At 69.0% G+C, this 14640-nt stretch carries 9 protein-coding genes and 1 pseudogene; all 10 read right to left on the reverse strand.

Annotated features, from left to right (window positions below):
• Positions 1 to 30: 30 nt before the first annotated feature.
• The gene (locus J1C47_RS17630; protein ID WP_245396648.1) at positions 31 to 1020 is read right to left on the reverse strand and encodes an OmpA family protein; all 990 of its coding nucleotides are present in this window, start codon (positions 1018 to 1020) and stop codon (positions 31 to 33) included.
• A gap of 137 nt (positions 1021 to 1157) precedes the next feature.
• The gene (locus J1C47_RS17635; protein WP_207352094.1) at positions 1158 to 2240 is read right to left on the reverse strand and encodes a trypsin-like serine peptidase; all 1083 of its coding nucleotides are present in this window, start codon (positions 2238 to 2240) and stop codon (positions 1158 to 1160) included.
• An 11-nt stretch (positions 2241 to 2251) separates the two neighbouring features.
• A complete protein-coding gene (locus J1C47_RS17640; protein WP_207352095.1) occupies positions 2252 to 2989 on the reverse strand; it encodes a hypothetical protein in 738 nt (245 codons plus the stop codon).
• Between the two features lie 40 nt (positions 2990 to 3029).
• On the reverse strand, positions 3030 to 4205 hold the full coding sequence (locus J1C47_RS17645; RefSeq protein ID WP_207352096.1) for a hypothetical protein: 1176 nt from the start codon (positions 4203 to 4205) through the stop codon (positions 3030 to 3032).
• Between the two features lie 183 nt (positions 4206 to 4388).
• Positions 4389 to 4925 carry a hypothetical protein gene (locus J1C47_RS17650; protein WP_207352097.1) on the reverse strand — a complete coding sequence of 179 codons (537 nt, stop codon included), beginning with the start codon at positions 4923 to 4925 and terminating at the stop codon, positions 4389 to 4391.
• 98 nt (positions 4926 to 5023) lie between these two features.
• Positions 5024 to 6505, reverse strand: a complete 1482-nt coding sequence (locus J1C47_RS17655) for a hypothetical protein (protein ID WP_207352098.1) — start codon at positions 6503 to 6505, stop codon at positions 5024 to 5026.
• An 83-nt stretch (positions 6506 to 6588) separates the two neighbouring features.
• On the reverse strand, positions 6589 to 9756 hold the full coding sequence (locus J1C47_RS17660; protein WP_207352099.1) for a caspase family protein: 3168 nt from the start codon (positions 9754 to 9756) through the stop codon (positions 6589 to 6591).
• A 264-nt stretch (positions 9757 to 10020) separates the two neighbouring features.
• Positions 10021 to 11106 (reverse strand): OmpA family protein, encoded by a 1086-nt coding sequence (locus J1C47_RS17665; RefSeq protein ID WP_207352100.1) that lies wholly within the window; start codon positions 11104 to 11106, stop codon positions 10021 to 10023.
• Positions 11107 to 11316: 210 nt separating this feature from the next.
• Positions 11317 to 13581, reverse strand: coding sequence for a di-heme oxidoredictase family protein (locus J1C47_RS17670; protein ID WP_207352101.1), 2265 nt, complete (start codon positions 13579 to 13581; stop codon positions 11317 to 11319).
• Positions 13582 to 14016: 435 nt separating this feature from the next.
• A pseudogene (locus J1C47_RS17675) lies at positions 14017 to 14640 on the reverse strand (IS630 family transposase); the annotation flags it as partial.

Raw genomic sequence — 14640 nt, forward strand, 5'->3', positions numbered from 1 at the left:
GAGAGACGATGGTTCGTTGCGGCCCCTCCTTCACTGCCCGATCGCCGAGTTCTGGTCCGCGGCGCCACTGGCCGGCGGACGCACGACCGGCGTCGCGTTGTCGGATCTCGGCGCCGGCTGCGTCGTCTGGTCAGCCTGATCCGGCTGTTCCTCGTCGACGGGTTCCGGCTGGGTGGGGGCGACGTTCTTGGCGACGTCGCTGCAGGGCACCGGCGTCGGCCGGTTGCCGAAATCGTCGAGGCCGGTGTCGGACGGCCGGGGATCGGAAATCCCCTCGGTGCCTTCGCAGTCGGCATTCGAGCCGGCGACCGGGGCGGGGGCGTATTCGACCAGCCCGAGATCTTCGGCGCTCGGCGCCGGTCCCTTGCGGTAGGTCGCGCGCGGCGCCTCGAAGCGCTCCGCCGTCGGCCCGGAATAGCCGTCCTCGATCAGCGTGATCTCGACGCGGCGGTTGATGCCGTCGCGCGGGCGCCGCGGATCGGCGAGCCGGCTCTCGCCGAAGCCGACCACGACCAGCCGGTCGGGATCGATGTCGAACTTCTGCACGAGATAGCGCTTGGCAGCGAGCGCCCGGCTTTCGGAGAGCCACTGGTTGTAGCCGTCTTTGCCGGCCGCGTCGGTATGGCCGGCGATCAGATACTGGCTGCCGTCGAGCTCGCTCGCCTCCAGCGCGTAGCCGAGATCGTCGAGGACCTCCGCCGTTTCCGGCGTGATCTGCGAGCTGTCGAAGTCGTAATAGACCGCGAGATCGATCGAGTGGTTGTAGTTGAGGATGATCTTCTTCATCTGATGCCGGCCGGGCAGCGGGATCTCCATCTCGATGATCCGGTTGGCATAGGCGGCGTCGGACTGCCGGCTCTGCCGATCCGGGCGCAGGGTCCGGATGATGCGCTCGGCGCGCTCGCTCTTCGGCTGCACCTTGGTCTGCTGCGCGAAGGCCGTGGCGCCGGCGCCGACGGCCGCCGGCGCCACGGAGACCAGCATCGCTGCCAGGAAGAGGCGCGCCACGCGGGCAGGCATCACGGCACCGGGCCGCCCCGATCTCACGTTTCGTCCGCTCGTCGAACCCGTCATCCTTGCCATGTCCTTGAAGCCTTCTGATGCGGTTGATCGGTTGTCTCGGGTGCAGTGGAAGCGCCAGAGGGCGTTGCGTGGGCTCACTGGCTGAGAAGATCGTTGTATGGCTGCGCCCGGTCGCTGCCGCCGATGATCGGGTTGGGGTCGCCGCCGGCCGCCGGCTGGCGGGCGCTCGTCGGCTGCTGCGCGGCCGTGGGCTGCGGCGAAACGGCGGGCTGGCGCGCTTCCGCGGCCGCGGCGGTCGTCGTGCCGGGGGCGGTCTGTGCCGGATTGGTGGCGACCGCGGCCGGGGCGCCGGCATCCGACGCGGGATGGAGGAAGGCGCTCTCCTTGATGATGTCGACCGTGTTCGAGCCTTCGTTGAAGCTGTTCGGGTCGTTCTCGTTGAGGCCGCCGGAATGGTGGATGCCGACGACCTGGCGGTCGGAATTGAAGATCAGCGCCCCCGAGGAGCCCGGCAGCGTGTCGCAGCGGTGGCGCAGCATCGGGCCGTCGTCCTGCTTGTCCGCCGCATAGCAGCGGAACTGCGTCATCATCTTCGGCTGACCCGCCGGATGATGGATGACGATGAGGCGCTCGAGCGGCCGCGAGCGTTCCTTCGAAAAGGTCATCGGCTCGAGATCGCTCGGGGCCGGGCCGGCGAGGCGCGACAGCGAATAGTCGAGCTTGGGGTCCTTCTCGACCGGCGTCGTCTCGACCGGAATGCGCGTCGTCTTGCTGTCCGGGCCGTAGTAGTCGAGCAGGATCGAGGCCTCCAGCACCTTGCCGGAGAAGCCCGGAATGCAGTGGTAGTTGGTCAGGACGAGATTGCCCTCGACGATCGTGGCGGTGCAGGTCGAGAGGAACTGCTGGCCGTTTTCCTCGACCTTCAGGTCGAGCCGGCCGATCGACCGCGACAGGCGGCGCATCGGATCGTCCTCGCGCAAGAGGCCGACCGGCTCGAAGACGTTCTGCCGGTCGACGACGTCGCGGGCGGCATCGCCGAGCGACTGGTGCAGCGGCAGGACGACCTTGCCGTAATCGTCCGCCGGCAGCTTGAAGTCGGCCGCGTCGGCGAGCGTCGGAAGGGCGGCGGCGCCGAGCATCGCGGCGGCGAGAAGCGCTGCGAGCCGGGGCTTTCCAGCCCTGCCGGTCCGGTTCGTCGCAGAAAGGGAACGCGCCATGGTCGGGCTCCTCAGCTTCCGGGTTTGTCTTTCCGGACCAGTCGCAGCGCGAAGCTTTCGACGGTCGGATTCGGGGAATCGATCTGGTCGTCCCAGACCGCCTCGACGCCGATCGACAGGGCCTTCACGTCGAGCGGCCGGATCGGCGTCATGATCTCGCGTCCCGGCCCGAGGGCGATGCCGGAATTCAGCCGGCTGTCGGAGACGATCGCGACGGTCTTCAGCTCTTCGCCCACGCGCACCACGACGGTGCGCCGGTCGGATTCGTTGCGGATGCCGAGAAGGCACAGCTGGCCGAGGTCGAAGTCGAGCGTGCCGCCCACCGCCGCGGTGTGACGCACCCGGGTCGAGGGCCGGATGTCGAACAGAACGTCCTGGCACTTCTCGCCCGGCAGCGGATGGACGGAGATCACCGACAGGTTTTCGACCGGATGGTCGCTGTTGACCCAGCGTTCCTCGCCGCCCTTCGCGACGGGAACCTCGGTCGCCGCCCGGCCCGTTTGCGGCGCCGTTCCCTGGTCGACGGTTCCGGGAAAGGGCTGCGGACGGATGCCCGGGGTCCCGGCGGTCTCGCCGGCGGCGGGAGTTTCGCCGCCGAGGATCGCGTTGATGTCGGTCTGGGCCCGGACCGGGCCCGGCAGGGCCAGCGCAACGAAGCCGGCAAGGCCCGCAAACCCGGCAAGACGGCGCGCGCGAAGAAGGCGGAGCGGCGTCGGCCGGCGGCCTTTCGTGGGGTGCTGTGCTGTCATGCCGGTCCTCCCGTTTCCAACATCGCCGCGCACCGTGCCTTCACTCGATCGCGATCGAAACGCGGCTTTCCCGGCCCGTCGGGTCGCGCAACACCGCCTCGGACGAGAGGGGGGAGGGTGTTCGCGCGAAATAGAGAAGTGTCGCCTCGCCGGCGGAGAGATCGCCCCCGGACAGGATCGACGCCCCGCCGGGGATCGCGAGGCCGGTCAGCCGCGTGTCGACGAAGAGCTTCTGTGCCTGTTCGGACATGTTGCGCAGCCTGAGGCCGCAGAGGCCCTCGCTCGCCTTGAGCTGGTAGCCGTCGCCCACCCGTTCGGCCGGCTCCACCACCAGATGCTCGCCGGTATAGATCTTCTCCTGACATGCCGCTCGGTTCTCCGCATAGAGCCCGTCCACCGCGAGATTGTCGGCTGCGGCGACGAGAGCCCGTTCGGGCTCGTGGCCCGTCTCGGAAAGCGGAGTGGAACTGTCAGAGAGAAAAAATGCGATGCCGGCGACGGCGAGACCGGCGGCGGCGACACCGCCGAGGCCATAGGCCAAGCGTGCGCCACGCTGCGGGCGGATCTGCGGCAGCGCCGGGCTGACGTCGGCCAGACGTGCCGGGGCGTTCGCCGCGGCGGTCGACGCCGCCGCTTGCGGGGACGCCGCGTCGGGCGCCTCGAGCTCGGTCTCGAGGCCGAACGCCGCCGTCACCTCGGCAAGCGAGGCCGCGACCGTCAGCTTGGCGCCGAATTCGGCGGCGAAGGCTTCCACCAGCCGGCGCTCCTCGTCGCTCTGCAGCGGCGGGACCACCATGGCGATCTGCGCGCCGCTCGCCTCGGCTTCGGCGAAGATCGGCTTCGACAGTTCGAGCTTCAGGGGAATGTGGTAGTCGGCGCTCTGTGGATTGAGGTCGGCATCGACCATCCCGGTCGCCCAGAGGAGCAGCGGCTCGCGGGCATCGAGCCGGCCGGCCGCCTCCATCAGATGGGCGAGAAGCACCGGCAGCTCCCAGGAGCGGCCGCAATCGAGCGCGTCCGACAGGCTGAGTTCCGTCGCCGGGAGATCCGGCACCACGAGACGCAGCGGACCGTTGACGAAGCGGTGGTAGTCCGCGGACAGGGCGAGCGGGCGGAAGTCGCCGACGACGGCCATGTAGCTCGCGGGCACGCGCGGCCGCCGCTTGACGGCACGCAGCTCGACCGGTTTCGCCGTGGTCGGGATGATGACACGCATACGCTTCTGCGCGTTGCCGTTCGCCGCCAAACGCGCCGCATCCATAACGAGATCGGAAGCCGGACTGTGCGTGAACTGACGCACGGTTTCAAGCGCTTGCATCCGGTTCTTCTCGACACCTTCCTCGCGGCTTCCGACGGCGAACCTTTGCGGCCCTTGCGAAAGCGCGGTGAATTCAACTCGTCAGGACAGGTAGATCTCCGTCCTGGGATCCCTCAAAAGCTCGATCGTCCTCCGGTCACCGTCCGACGCAGGGTCGAGCCCCATCTGGAGCACACCCCCGATAGGATTACCCAACGGAATATCCAGTGACAATCTCCTTTCTTCGTGGATCAAGGTAAGGTGACGCGGCAGTTCCCCATCGGAATTCGGGGAGATGACCACGAAGAAGGCGTCGCCCTCGTCCAGAAGCTCGAGCCGGAAGCCGCCGATCGTCCGCGCGACGTCGGCTTCCGTGCTGGCGGCGCGGGCGACCGTCGAGAAGGCGAGGCTGCGGCTCTGGAGATATTGGCGCCGCAGGCGCAACAGGCCGATCGGCACCGGCGCGCCAACATCGGCGCCGCCCCCCGCCAGAAACGCCGCGACGTCGATGCGGCCCGCAGCGCCGGCCCGTTCCTCGCCGTGACCGGCGAGTTCGCGCGTCGCGCGCCGGTCGACGAAGCGGCGTTCGGCTTCGGCGAGAAGCTCCGGCGAAGTGATCTGATCGATACGGATTGTCACGGCTTTATCCCTTTCGGACCGGCCTTCTTCGGGGCCTTCGGTCGCATCGTCCCGTTTCTGGTCGCGGCACCGGCCGCTGCCGGCGGCGCCGCACGATTTCAGGTGGCGTAGAGCTTCGTCAGCTGCGCCGCGAATTTGGCCCGGTCTGCCTCGAAGCCGGAGTCGAGATCGTCGCTCCGGACCCGCCGCCCGCGCACGGCGGCGCGGAAGTCGGCGAGCGATCGGGCGAGCGCCATCAGCGCCCGTTCGACCCTTTCGAAGGCGTCCGCGAGTTCCTCGCGGGGCCTTGCCAGCGATTGACTGCGCCGCGTCTTCAGGAGCTGGACACCCTCGGCGCGGATGGCATCGGCCCGGGCATTGCCCGTCGCTTCCTCGGTGCGGATGGCGAAGGCGATCTTCAGCCATTCGGTCATCGCGGTTTCGAGGTCGCCGATCTCGCCCATGAGCACGCCGTAGCGCCGGGCTTCGACGCAGGTGACGCGCTCCTCGAGCGAAAGGGTGGCCTTGCCTGTCCTCAGGGAATTGGAAAGCGCAGACTGGATCGGGTGGAAGGCGAGGAGCCGCAGCGTCGCCAGCGGCAGGCTGCAGCCGAACCTGCCGGCCGAGACGATCGGCGCGGCGAGCATCTCCTCGCGCTTCTTGATCAGCTTCACCTCGCTGTCGGCCACCGCCTTGAGTGCCGCGCTCGCCGCCTCCTCGCCGCTGCCGGTCGCTGCCGCGGCCGCCTGTTCGGCGTCGTCGGCGACGTCGCCGATCGCCGCCCCGTCCTCGTCCTCGAATTCGAACGGATCGACGAAGTCGACCGAGAGTTCGGCGGCGATGCCGGGCGCGTCGATCTCGCCGGCCCGCCGCATCGCGGCGCGCGAGCGGGCCTCGGCAAGGGCGTCGACATAGTCCTTCAGAGCGAAGAAGCTCGCCTGGTAGGTCTTGAAGTGGCTGTTGGTCTCGGCCGACCAGAACTCGAACACGGTGTCGTCGGTGATGGTGTCGCCGATGCCCGCTAGATAGGCCCTGAGGATCGAAAAGGCCGAGGTGGCGTGGCCGTCGTCGAAATGCTCGGTCCGGTAGCGGTAGAGGATCTTGGCGATGGACTTGACCGCCGTGTCGATGGCGCCCTTGTCCGACAGGCCGCCGCGCAGGCAGGCGTCGAGGAGGCCGGCCACCTCGCCGGAATGGGCGAAGCCGTCGCAGGAGATCAGGAATTCGAGGTATTTCTGCAGGAGCTTCAGCCGGAACCGGTCGAGCAGCAGGCCGCCGCCGGGAAGCTTGAGATGGAAGGACCCGCCCTCGTTGGCCGAGACCGCCGGATGCCGGCAGGCGCCGAGATGCGCGAACGCCGTGTTGGCGGGGAGCCAGAGGAAGTCGAGCGCGCTCTTCAGTCCGGCACCGGTCTCGCCCAAGAGCGCCAGCGTCCCGGCCAGCGCCCACACCGGCTTGTCGCGATTGGCGCCCCAGCCGCTGGCGATCGTCTGGGCGAGAGCAAGCCGGAAACGGTCGGAGGCGTTGCTGCCGTCGACCAGGGCGTCGAATTCCGTGCGGGCGGTCTCGGACCAGGTGAAGAGCGTCTCGGGCTGCGCCATGCGCCGAACCTTTCAATGGCTGCAGCGACCGGATGCCGCCCTCCGGTCGCTGCCGATTACCCCGTCTGCGACTTTTTCCGGCGTCAGCCCTTCTCGTCGAAATCGCGGACCAGCTGGCGGGCGTGGCCGGCATAGCGCCCGGTCGGCCGCTTTCTCAGATATTCGACCAGCGCGTCGCGGGTGCGTTCGACGAGGACCTTCTGCCAGTCGGCCTCGTCCGCGAGCATCTCGATGCGGTCGCGCGCTTCGCCGAGATGCTTGCCCGTCGGATACTGCAGCACGTAGCGGCGATAGGCCTCGACCGTGTGGATGTTGGAGACCTCTTCCCAGGTGGCTTCCTGGGCGAGCAGGCTGGTGAGCCGCTCCTTGATTTCAGGCACGTAGACGCTCTTCGGATATTGCGCGAGGAAGTTGTCGTAGTCCGTCGAGTCGGTCGACGACATGGTGGTCTTGTAGGCCTTGAGATCCTCGCTCTCGACGGCGGCCACGCGCTGCTGCGGCGCGGCCTCGGCGGCAGTCGGCGCCGCGGCGTCCTTTGTCGCGAAATCCGGCCGGCTCTCGATCTCGGCGACCAGCTTGATCGCCTCGCTCATTTTCTGGCAGGCGCCGCAGACCGGCGGCAGGTCGTTGCAGCTGGCGAGGTAGCGCAGCAGGCCGTCATAGGAGCGGTCGGCCGGAAACTGCGTCTCGACCGTGTCGTGGGCACGCTGGCAGATGCCGGCGACCTTCTTCTCGCCCTCGCGCTTCTTCGTGCACTCCTCGCAGTTCTGGACGTAGTACCAGTAGGCGTCGAGCGTTCCGTCCTTTTCCGCCGCCGCCCATAGGGCCTCGTCCTTGAGGGCGGCCGGATCGGGACCGTTGAGCTTGGCGAGGCGGTCTTCCAGCGGCTTCTTGTCGCCGCAGCATTCGCAGCTCTGGAGATAGGCGCCGATCTCCAGCGCGCTGCCGCTCTTCAAGAGTTCGGCGGAATGACGCTCCTCGGCGCGGCAGATCGCCTCGCGCCGCCGCTCGGTCTGCACGAGGTCGCGCAGCTCGTCCTTCAGCGGGCAGTAGACGCAGCCCCGCAGATAGGGTTGCACGCCCCCGAGATCCTTCGATTCCAGGATTTCCCGGGCGGTGAGGAGCTCGTAGTGCTCGCGCTCGGTCGCCTCCTCGCGGCCGACGCCGTCGTCGGGCAGCGTGAACAGCACCTCGGTCGGCGCCGCGCCGTCGATTTCCGGCGTCTGGCGGAACTCCGGGCGCAGCTGCTTGATCCGCCGCGACATGCGGTTCTGGAGAAAGTCGTCGAGCTCGGCGACCGTGACCTTGCCGTCGCCGTTGCCGCCGAAGCGCTTCTCGTCGGCCTCGCCGTAGAGCGCGGAGACCAGGGCGTCGGTGAAGACGCCGTGGCGATATTCGGAATCCCACACCGCGACCTGGTCGGAATGGGCGGCGGCGATCAGCGTCACGCCCTTGTCGGCCTTGATCACCGGCGGCTCGCCGGAATTCGGCGCGCTGACGCCGGTCACGAAGTCGCCGGCGTCGGAGCGGCCCGAAAAACAGCTCTCCAGCATCATGACGACCCGGCCCTTCGGAAAGGTCTTCTCGCGAAGCTGCGCGAGCCGCTTGATCATCGTGTTGAGGTCGTAGCCGGTCAGGTCGAGCCGGTCGGGCCGGCTGTCGATGCCGAGGAGATAGGGCGTCCTGTCGTTGCCGCCGCCCATGAAGGAGCGCGAGCCGTGGCCGACGAAATAGACGTAGACCTCGGCGTTGGGCGAGGAGATCTGGTTGGCGATGGTGCCCGGCTTGTCGGCATCGCCGAAGAGATACTCGAACTCCGCCTTGGTCAGGTCCTCGTAGCGGGTGATGTTCGCCGGGGCGAGACCGAACTGCTCGACGAACAGCTTCTCGACGGCGCTGGCGTCGTTCGGAGCAAAGCGCACGTCCTCGGCATAGCGGTAGGCGTGATTGGCGATGATGAAGAGGTGGCGGGGCGGCTGGCCCTGGTCGTCCTCGGCCGCCGCGCTGTCGTCGCCGCCGGTCGCGGGGGTCGCCGAGGCCGCCGCGTCGACGGGCTGCGGCGCCGGCTTCTCGTCCGCCGGGACCGCCGAGGCGGCGTCCTCCGGCTGCTGCGGGGCGACCTTCGTCTCGGTGCCGGAAGCTGCCGGCGAGGGAGCGGCACCGGCCGGGGTGCCGGAAGCGTTCGGGGCGGCCGACGCGTTCGGGGCGGCGGAGGCGGTCTTGACGGCCGGCACCTTGGCGGCCTCGACCACCGCCTGCGGCCGGCATCCGTCGAGCATCCCCTCGTCGGCGACGGCGAGCGCCTGGCGCCGCGTCAGCACCGTCTTTCCGGTGCGGATGGTGAGGGTCAGGTCGACGATCCGGCCGTTCTTCTCCGGCAGGCGGTAGTCGACGTCCATGACGACGCCTTCCGCCTTGTCGTCGGCCTGGCCGGTGATCAGCGGCGGCAGCGGCTTGCCGTCAAGCCAGGCGGCGAGATCGCCCTGCTGCATCTGGAAATAGGCGGTGGTGAAGGTGTCGGCCGCCCGTTCGGAGAGATTGCAGCTGCCGTCGACATGCATGTCGGGCTCGAAGCTGAGGCTCGTGGCGGAAGCGAGCTTCGGCGCCACCGTGCCGAGCACCGACTGGTATGCGCCGGAGAGCTCGACGAGGTCGACGCTCGATCCGCGGAAGTCGCCGATCGCGGTGAAGGACGGCAGGTGCAGGTTGATGGCGACGGTGCGGTTGCAGCTGTAGGAGCCGGAGCCCGACCGCGCGAAGATCGCGACGTTGAGCCGGGCGACGTCGACGGTCGGGCGCGAGGCCTGGACGGCGACGGCGAAGGTCGAGGCGTAGAGCCGGTTGACCATCTGCTCGAGCTGGCGGCTGCTTTCGTCGCTGGCGCCGAGAATCGGCAGGAGGGCGCGGGCGTTCTCGGCCGTGTTGACGTTGATCGCGAGGCCCGAGCCGCGGATCGCCTCCTGCAGCGCGCCGTTGATCCGCGACCTGAGGCTCTCCGAAACGTGCGGATCGCCGGCCGGCAGGCCGAGATAGGTCAGGTCGTAGGGGCGCGGCGCGTCGGGGGCGATGCAGTTCGAGGTGAGGATGCCGGCGATCGCCGCGGTGACCTGGGTGCGCACGTTGTCGACGAGGGGAGCGCCGGGGCGCAGCACCTCGTCCGCCCTCGCGGCCGGCGCCGCCGCGGCAACAAAAACCAGCGCGAATACGACGGCTTGACGTAGGAGACCGCCCAGGTTCGAAGCGCCGTTCATCGTCGTTGCGTCCTCAATATTCCTCGAGAGTTCTAGCACGAAGTCGTGCGCTTGAAACCCATCAGGAAAGTGGATCGATCAGGCAGTGGAGGCTTTCGAAGGAAAAGCATTCGCGGCAGAGATTCCGCAGCGTTATCCGTGAATTGACGGGGATTCTCGAAGGTCGGCACGCTGTTCGGTTGCATCGTCCGGCGGCTCGCTTCTGCGAAGCCCTGCCGGCAGGCTCGAAGGGCGGGCGGCTTTCGCCGGCCCGCCCCGTCCGTTTCAGTGACCGATCTTGCAGACCTCGATCACCCGGCCGCCGCCGAAGTCGTCGATGTCCTGGAAGCCGGCGGCCACGAGACGCCCTTCGACCGAGTAGTCGGCATGCGGGTAGGCCGGAACGCGGCAGGTCGGCTCGGCCGTGCGGTAGCTCGCGGTCTCGGCGGCAACCGGCTCGCCGGCATCGGCGACCGGGCGGTCGCCCGTCTTGTCGAGATCGAGGCCGAGCAGCGCCACCACCACCTGGCGGTTTTCAGGCGCCAGCGGATCGTCGATGCCGGGCGCCGGCGTCTCGCCGAAGGGTGCTTCGACGAAGCGGTCGGCCGGAATGTCGAACTTCTCCGACAGGTAGGCCTTCACGGCGGCGACCCGCTTCATCGAGATCGCCTCGTTCTGCTCCTGCGTGCCGGTCGCGTCGGTATAGGCGGTGAGGAGAACGCGGACGTCGGTCTCGGTATAGGCGAGGAGGATGTTGCCGATGCGGTCGAGGTCGGCCGCAGCCGTCTCGGAAAGGCCGGACATGCCGGCAGCGAAGAGGATCGGCCGGCCGACGTCGCTGCGCGGCTCCGGCTTGTCCGTCGCGGCGTGCATGTCGTGGGCTTCGCCCTGCATGTCGTGGGTCTCGACCCGGACGTCCTGCGTCTCGACCGTCGGCTCGGCATAGTCGGTCGCCGGCTCGAACGGCGCATAGGTCCGGTAGCGGTAGACCACCACGCCGCGATGGCGGCGGGGAGCGTGGAAGTCGTCGAGGTCGCCGTAGTAGCGGTCGCCGTAGCCGTGGTCGGCATAGCCGTAGCCGCGGCCGTCGTGCCCGTAGCCGGCATGGCCGTAGCCGTAGCCGTCATGGCCGTAATCGCGCGAAACGTAGCCGCCGCCGTAGCCGCCGCCGTAACGCGGGGAATAGCCGCCATAGCCGCCGCCATATCCGCCGCCATAGCTGGAAGAAGAGTTGATGACGTGGTTGATCTCGGCGGCGCTGGCGCGCGGGCCGAAATAGTCGCCGGCGCTGGCGGCCTGCGGCAGGAAGGCCGCACCGGCGGCGAGGAAGCTGGTGGTCAGAAGGGCGGTGGTCGAAAGTCTCGAGCGCATCGTTTGTCTCCTCAGGGTCGAAAGCTCGCTGCGTTTCGAAAAGCCGAGTGGAAGACCCAGAGAAAATCGCGCCGGGGAACCATGCGCGAATGCCGGCGCCGCCCCTACGGGGAGACGCCGGCAATGCCGGATCCGGGCCGGGGGGGCCGCGGGGGGGCGCCCCCCCCCCCCCCCCCCGGGGGGGGGGGCCCCCCCCCCCCCCCGCCTGTCTCAGCGGTTCTGGTCGACGCCCGCAAAGCCCTCGTCGCGCGGCAGCCGCAGCGTGTGCAGGAAGGCGAGCAGCGCGTCCTGATCCTCGGCGGGCAGCGCCTGGAAGGCCGTCACCGCACCGTTCGCCTCGCTGACGAAGCCGGAGCCGTTGTCCGCGCAGGCGGCGTCGGAGTGCTTCAGGATCGCGTCGCGCAGGCTGAGCGCCCGGCCGTCGTGCAGCCAGGGCCCGGTGTCGGCGAGGCCCCAGAGCGCGCGGGTCACGTACTGATCGCGCGGCACGAAGACGCCCGCACGGTCGGTCTGCTGGTGGATCACGTCGGCAAGGCAGCGGCCCATCTTGTGACGCTTCAGGTCGGAGAACAGCGGCACGTCGACGGCGCCGGTGACGTCGGAGGCAAGCCGCGGCTCGGAGGCGAGGAACACCTTCTCCTCGAAGGGCGTGTTCATGTTGAGGTTGAAGGCGAAGGCGGCGCCCTTCGGGAAGCCGCGGCCGGCGGATTCGTTCGCCTGGGCGGCCGGGGCGACGGCGCGTTCCTTCGCCGCGGTCTGGCCGCCCTCGAGGAACTCCTGCTCGACCGGCAGCGGCAGGCCGCGCGGTGCGGCCTGGCCGAGGCCGACGCCGTTCTCGGTGACGGTCAGCGCCGGCTCGGGCCGGTTGGATTCCCGGGCGACGACGCGCAGCGACTCCCGGTCCGGACGCGGATCGTGGATCCTCACGACCGGGTTGAGGACGGTCTTCGAGGACTGGTGGCAGGTGACGCAGGCGGTCGTCGGATCGCCGCCGGCCCGGCCTTCGAAGATCGCGCGCCCGCGGGCGACCGCGGCGATCTCGGTGCTGTCGGCCGGGGCGATCTGCGAGGGCGGGCGGGCGCCGAGCGCGAAGGCGGTGAGGGCCGTGACCTCGCCGATCGACACCTCGTCGACGATGCCGTCGCCGTCGGGATCCGGATTGGCGCCGGCGGCGATCAGTTCCTCCGGCACCATGCCGAAGTGGAAGTTCAGCGCGTCGCGGACGAAGTTGCGCATGTTGGAGGCGATGCCCTTCCACTGGAACGGCCGCACCACGAAGTCCTCGCTGACGCCCTCGATGCGGTCGCAGCGTTCGACGAGGCTCTGTTCCTGGCCGCAGGGCGCCAGCAACTCCCCGGGCGCCGGCGCGCCGGCATTGACCCGGACCTGGTAGCGGCCGAAGTCGGTGCCCTTGGAGTTGAGCCGGATCTCGTACCACTGGCCGCGGTTCTGGGTGGCCTGGTCGACGGCCGCCCGGCGCTGCGCCAGGAGATCGAAGCTCATCTCCTCGGCGAGCTTCTGGGTGTAGCCGGCGCCGAAGACGTGGGGCGGATTGCGCAGGAACACCGCATACATGTTGCCGGGATCGGCGACGCCGCGCTCCTGGAAGGCTTCGACCACCCATTTCGGCGCCGGAAGCTCGAGCAGCGGATTGATGATCGCCGCCGAGGTCACGGCGCCGGCGCCGGAGACGCGGTCCGGCCGGACCGTCCGCCCGGGCGTCGAACCGCCGACCGGCGTCTCGAAGCCCGACACGTTGTGGCATTCGAGGCAGGCCTGGGCGTCGAGGCCGTGGACGCGCATCCAGGGGATCTGCGCGAAGGCGGCCATCGGCCCGATGCCGCTCGCGGTCATCTGGTGGCGCTTCTTCTCGCGCGGGCCGGTCGGACCCTCGCCGTAGCCCTCGACGGCGGTGAAGGACTGGGTGAACAGGTGGCGGCCGATCTCCATCATCGAGCGGAAGCCGACATTGCCGGCGGAGATCTCCTCCTGCGACAGGCGGATGCCCTGTCCGAGGGAGGGCTCGTCGCCGGTCGTCAGATGCACCGGCACGGTGCTGCCGCCGGGCATCGGGGTCGGACCGCCGCTGGAATAGTTCGGCGTGGCGTTGGCCGGCGCCGACTGGTCGTCACCGGCGGCCGGTGTTACCGGCTGCGGCGTCGTCCCCGCGGTGTCGTTCTGCTGCGGCTGCGGATCGGCGGTAGACGCCGGCGGCTGGTCGCCGGTCTGCGTGGTGTCGCCGGCGGGCGGCTGCTGGTCCGCAGGAGGCTGCTCCGACACCGGCGGCTGCTGGTCGGCCGGCGGCTGGCCCGCATCCGGCACGGCCGGCGGGTTGGCGACCTGACCCCGGCCGGAACCGCCGCCGAAGATGGTGTCGTTGATCGCGTCGCTGAGCTGGGCCCGGAGCGGGCTCGACGCGCCGACGACGAGGCAAAGCGCCGTGCCGGCGAGAATGGCGTTGCGGAGCTTGGGCATCGGTCTGAGGCCTCTCGATTGGGGACGGGGTGAAGGGCGGTTCTTCACTGCGGGGACTGCCCGCGGCGGCGAAGGGCAGGCGAGGCGGGATGCATCGGACGGCGAGGCCGAACGTCTCGCAATGTCGACTGGGCATGGGGCATCGACGACGATCCGTTTGCTGCTTTGACGCCTGGACCCGGCCCGGTCGCAGTGGAAATTCCAGACGGTGTTTCGCGCCACGGGCCGCAAGGACGAGCGGGGTCGCTATGCGCCATGTCGCTGGAAACGATAGCCTTAAGTGCTTTTCTTCCGCAACGGAAATTAGCGTGATCGACGCGGCATCGCAGGTCGGAGCGGCTTCGCAAGCGCCATCCGGACGCAAGGGAAGCCGCCGTTCACGATGATTGCATCGCGCCGTCTCGGGTAAGGACGAACCGTGTTATACCAACCGTCCTAACCCTTGACCTGTGCCCATGATCGCCGGGTGATTGATGCGACGGTTGCCGGGTTTCGTGCGAAGAATGTCCATGCATCGCAGCAGACGTCGACGATGTGGGCATAGTCGTCGAAGACGGTTATGGCGAGTTTGTTCTGGCGCAGATACTGCCAGACGTTCTCGACCGGGTTGAGTTCGGGGGCGTATGGCGGCAGTTCGACGATGGTGATGTTGCCGGGAACGTTCAGGTCGTGCGACTTGTGATAGCCCGCACCGTCCCAGACGAGGAGGGCATGGGCATCTTCGGCGACCTGTCGGCCGATCTCGTCGAGATGCAATTGCAGCATCTCGGCGTTGGCCCGGGGAAGGACGAGCGCCGCGCTCGTTGCCCGGGTGGGGCAGACGGCCCCGAAGATATACGCCCATTTGTAGCGTCGGTCGCGCGGGCCGCGTGGTCTCGTGCCCCGCCGTGCCCAGACGCGGGTCAGCGTGCCCTGCTGGCCGACCCGGGCTTCATCCTGGAACCAGATCTCGATCGGCTTGTCCTTTGCCGCTTCCGGCAAGGCCGCCTTCACGGTTTCGCAGAAGCTTTTTTAAAAGCCTCCTGCGCTTCGGGGTCCGACTTGGGATGCTGGGCGCGA

This window comes from Jiella sonneratiae (genome assembly GCF_017353515.1).
Classification (GTDB): Bacteria; Pseudomonadota; Alphaproteobacteria; order Rhizobiales; family Rhizobiaceae; genus Jiella; species Jiella sonneratiae.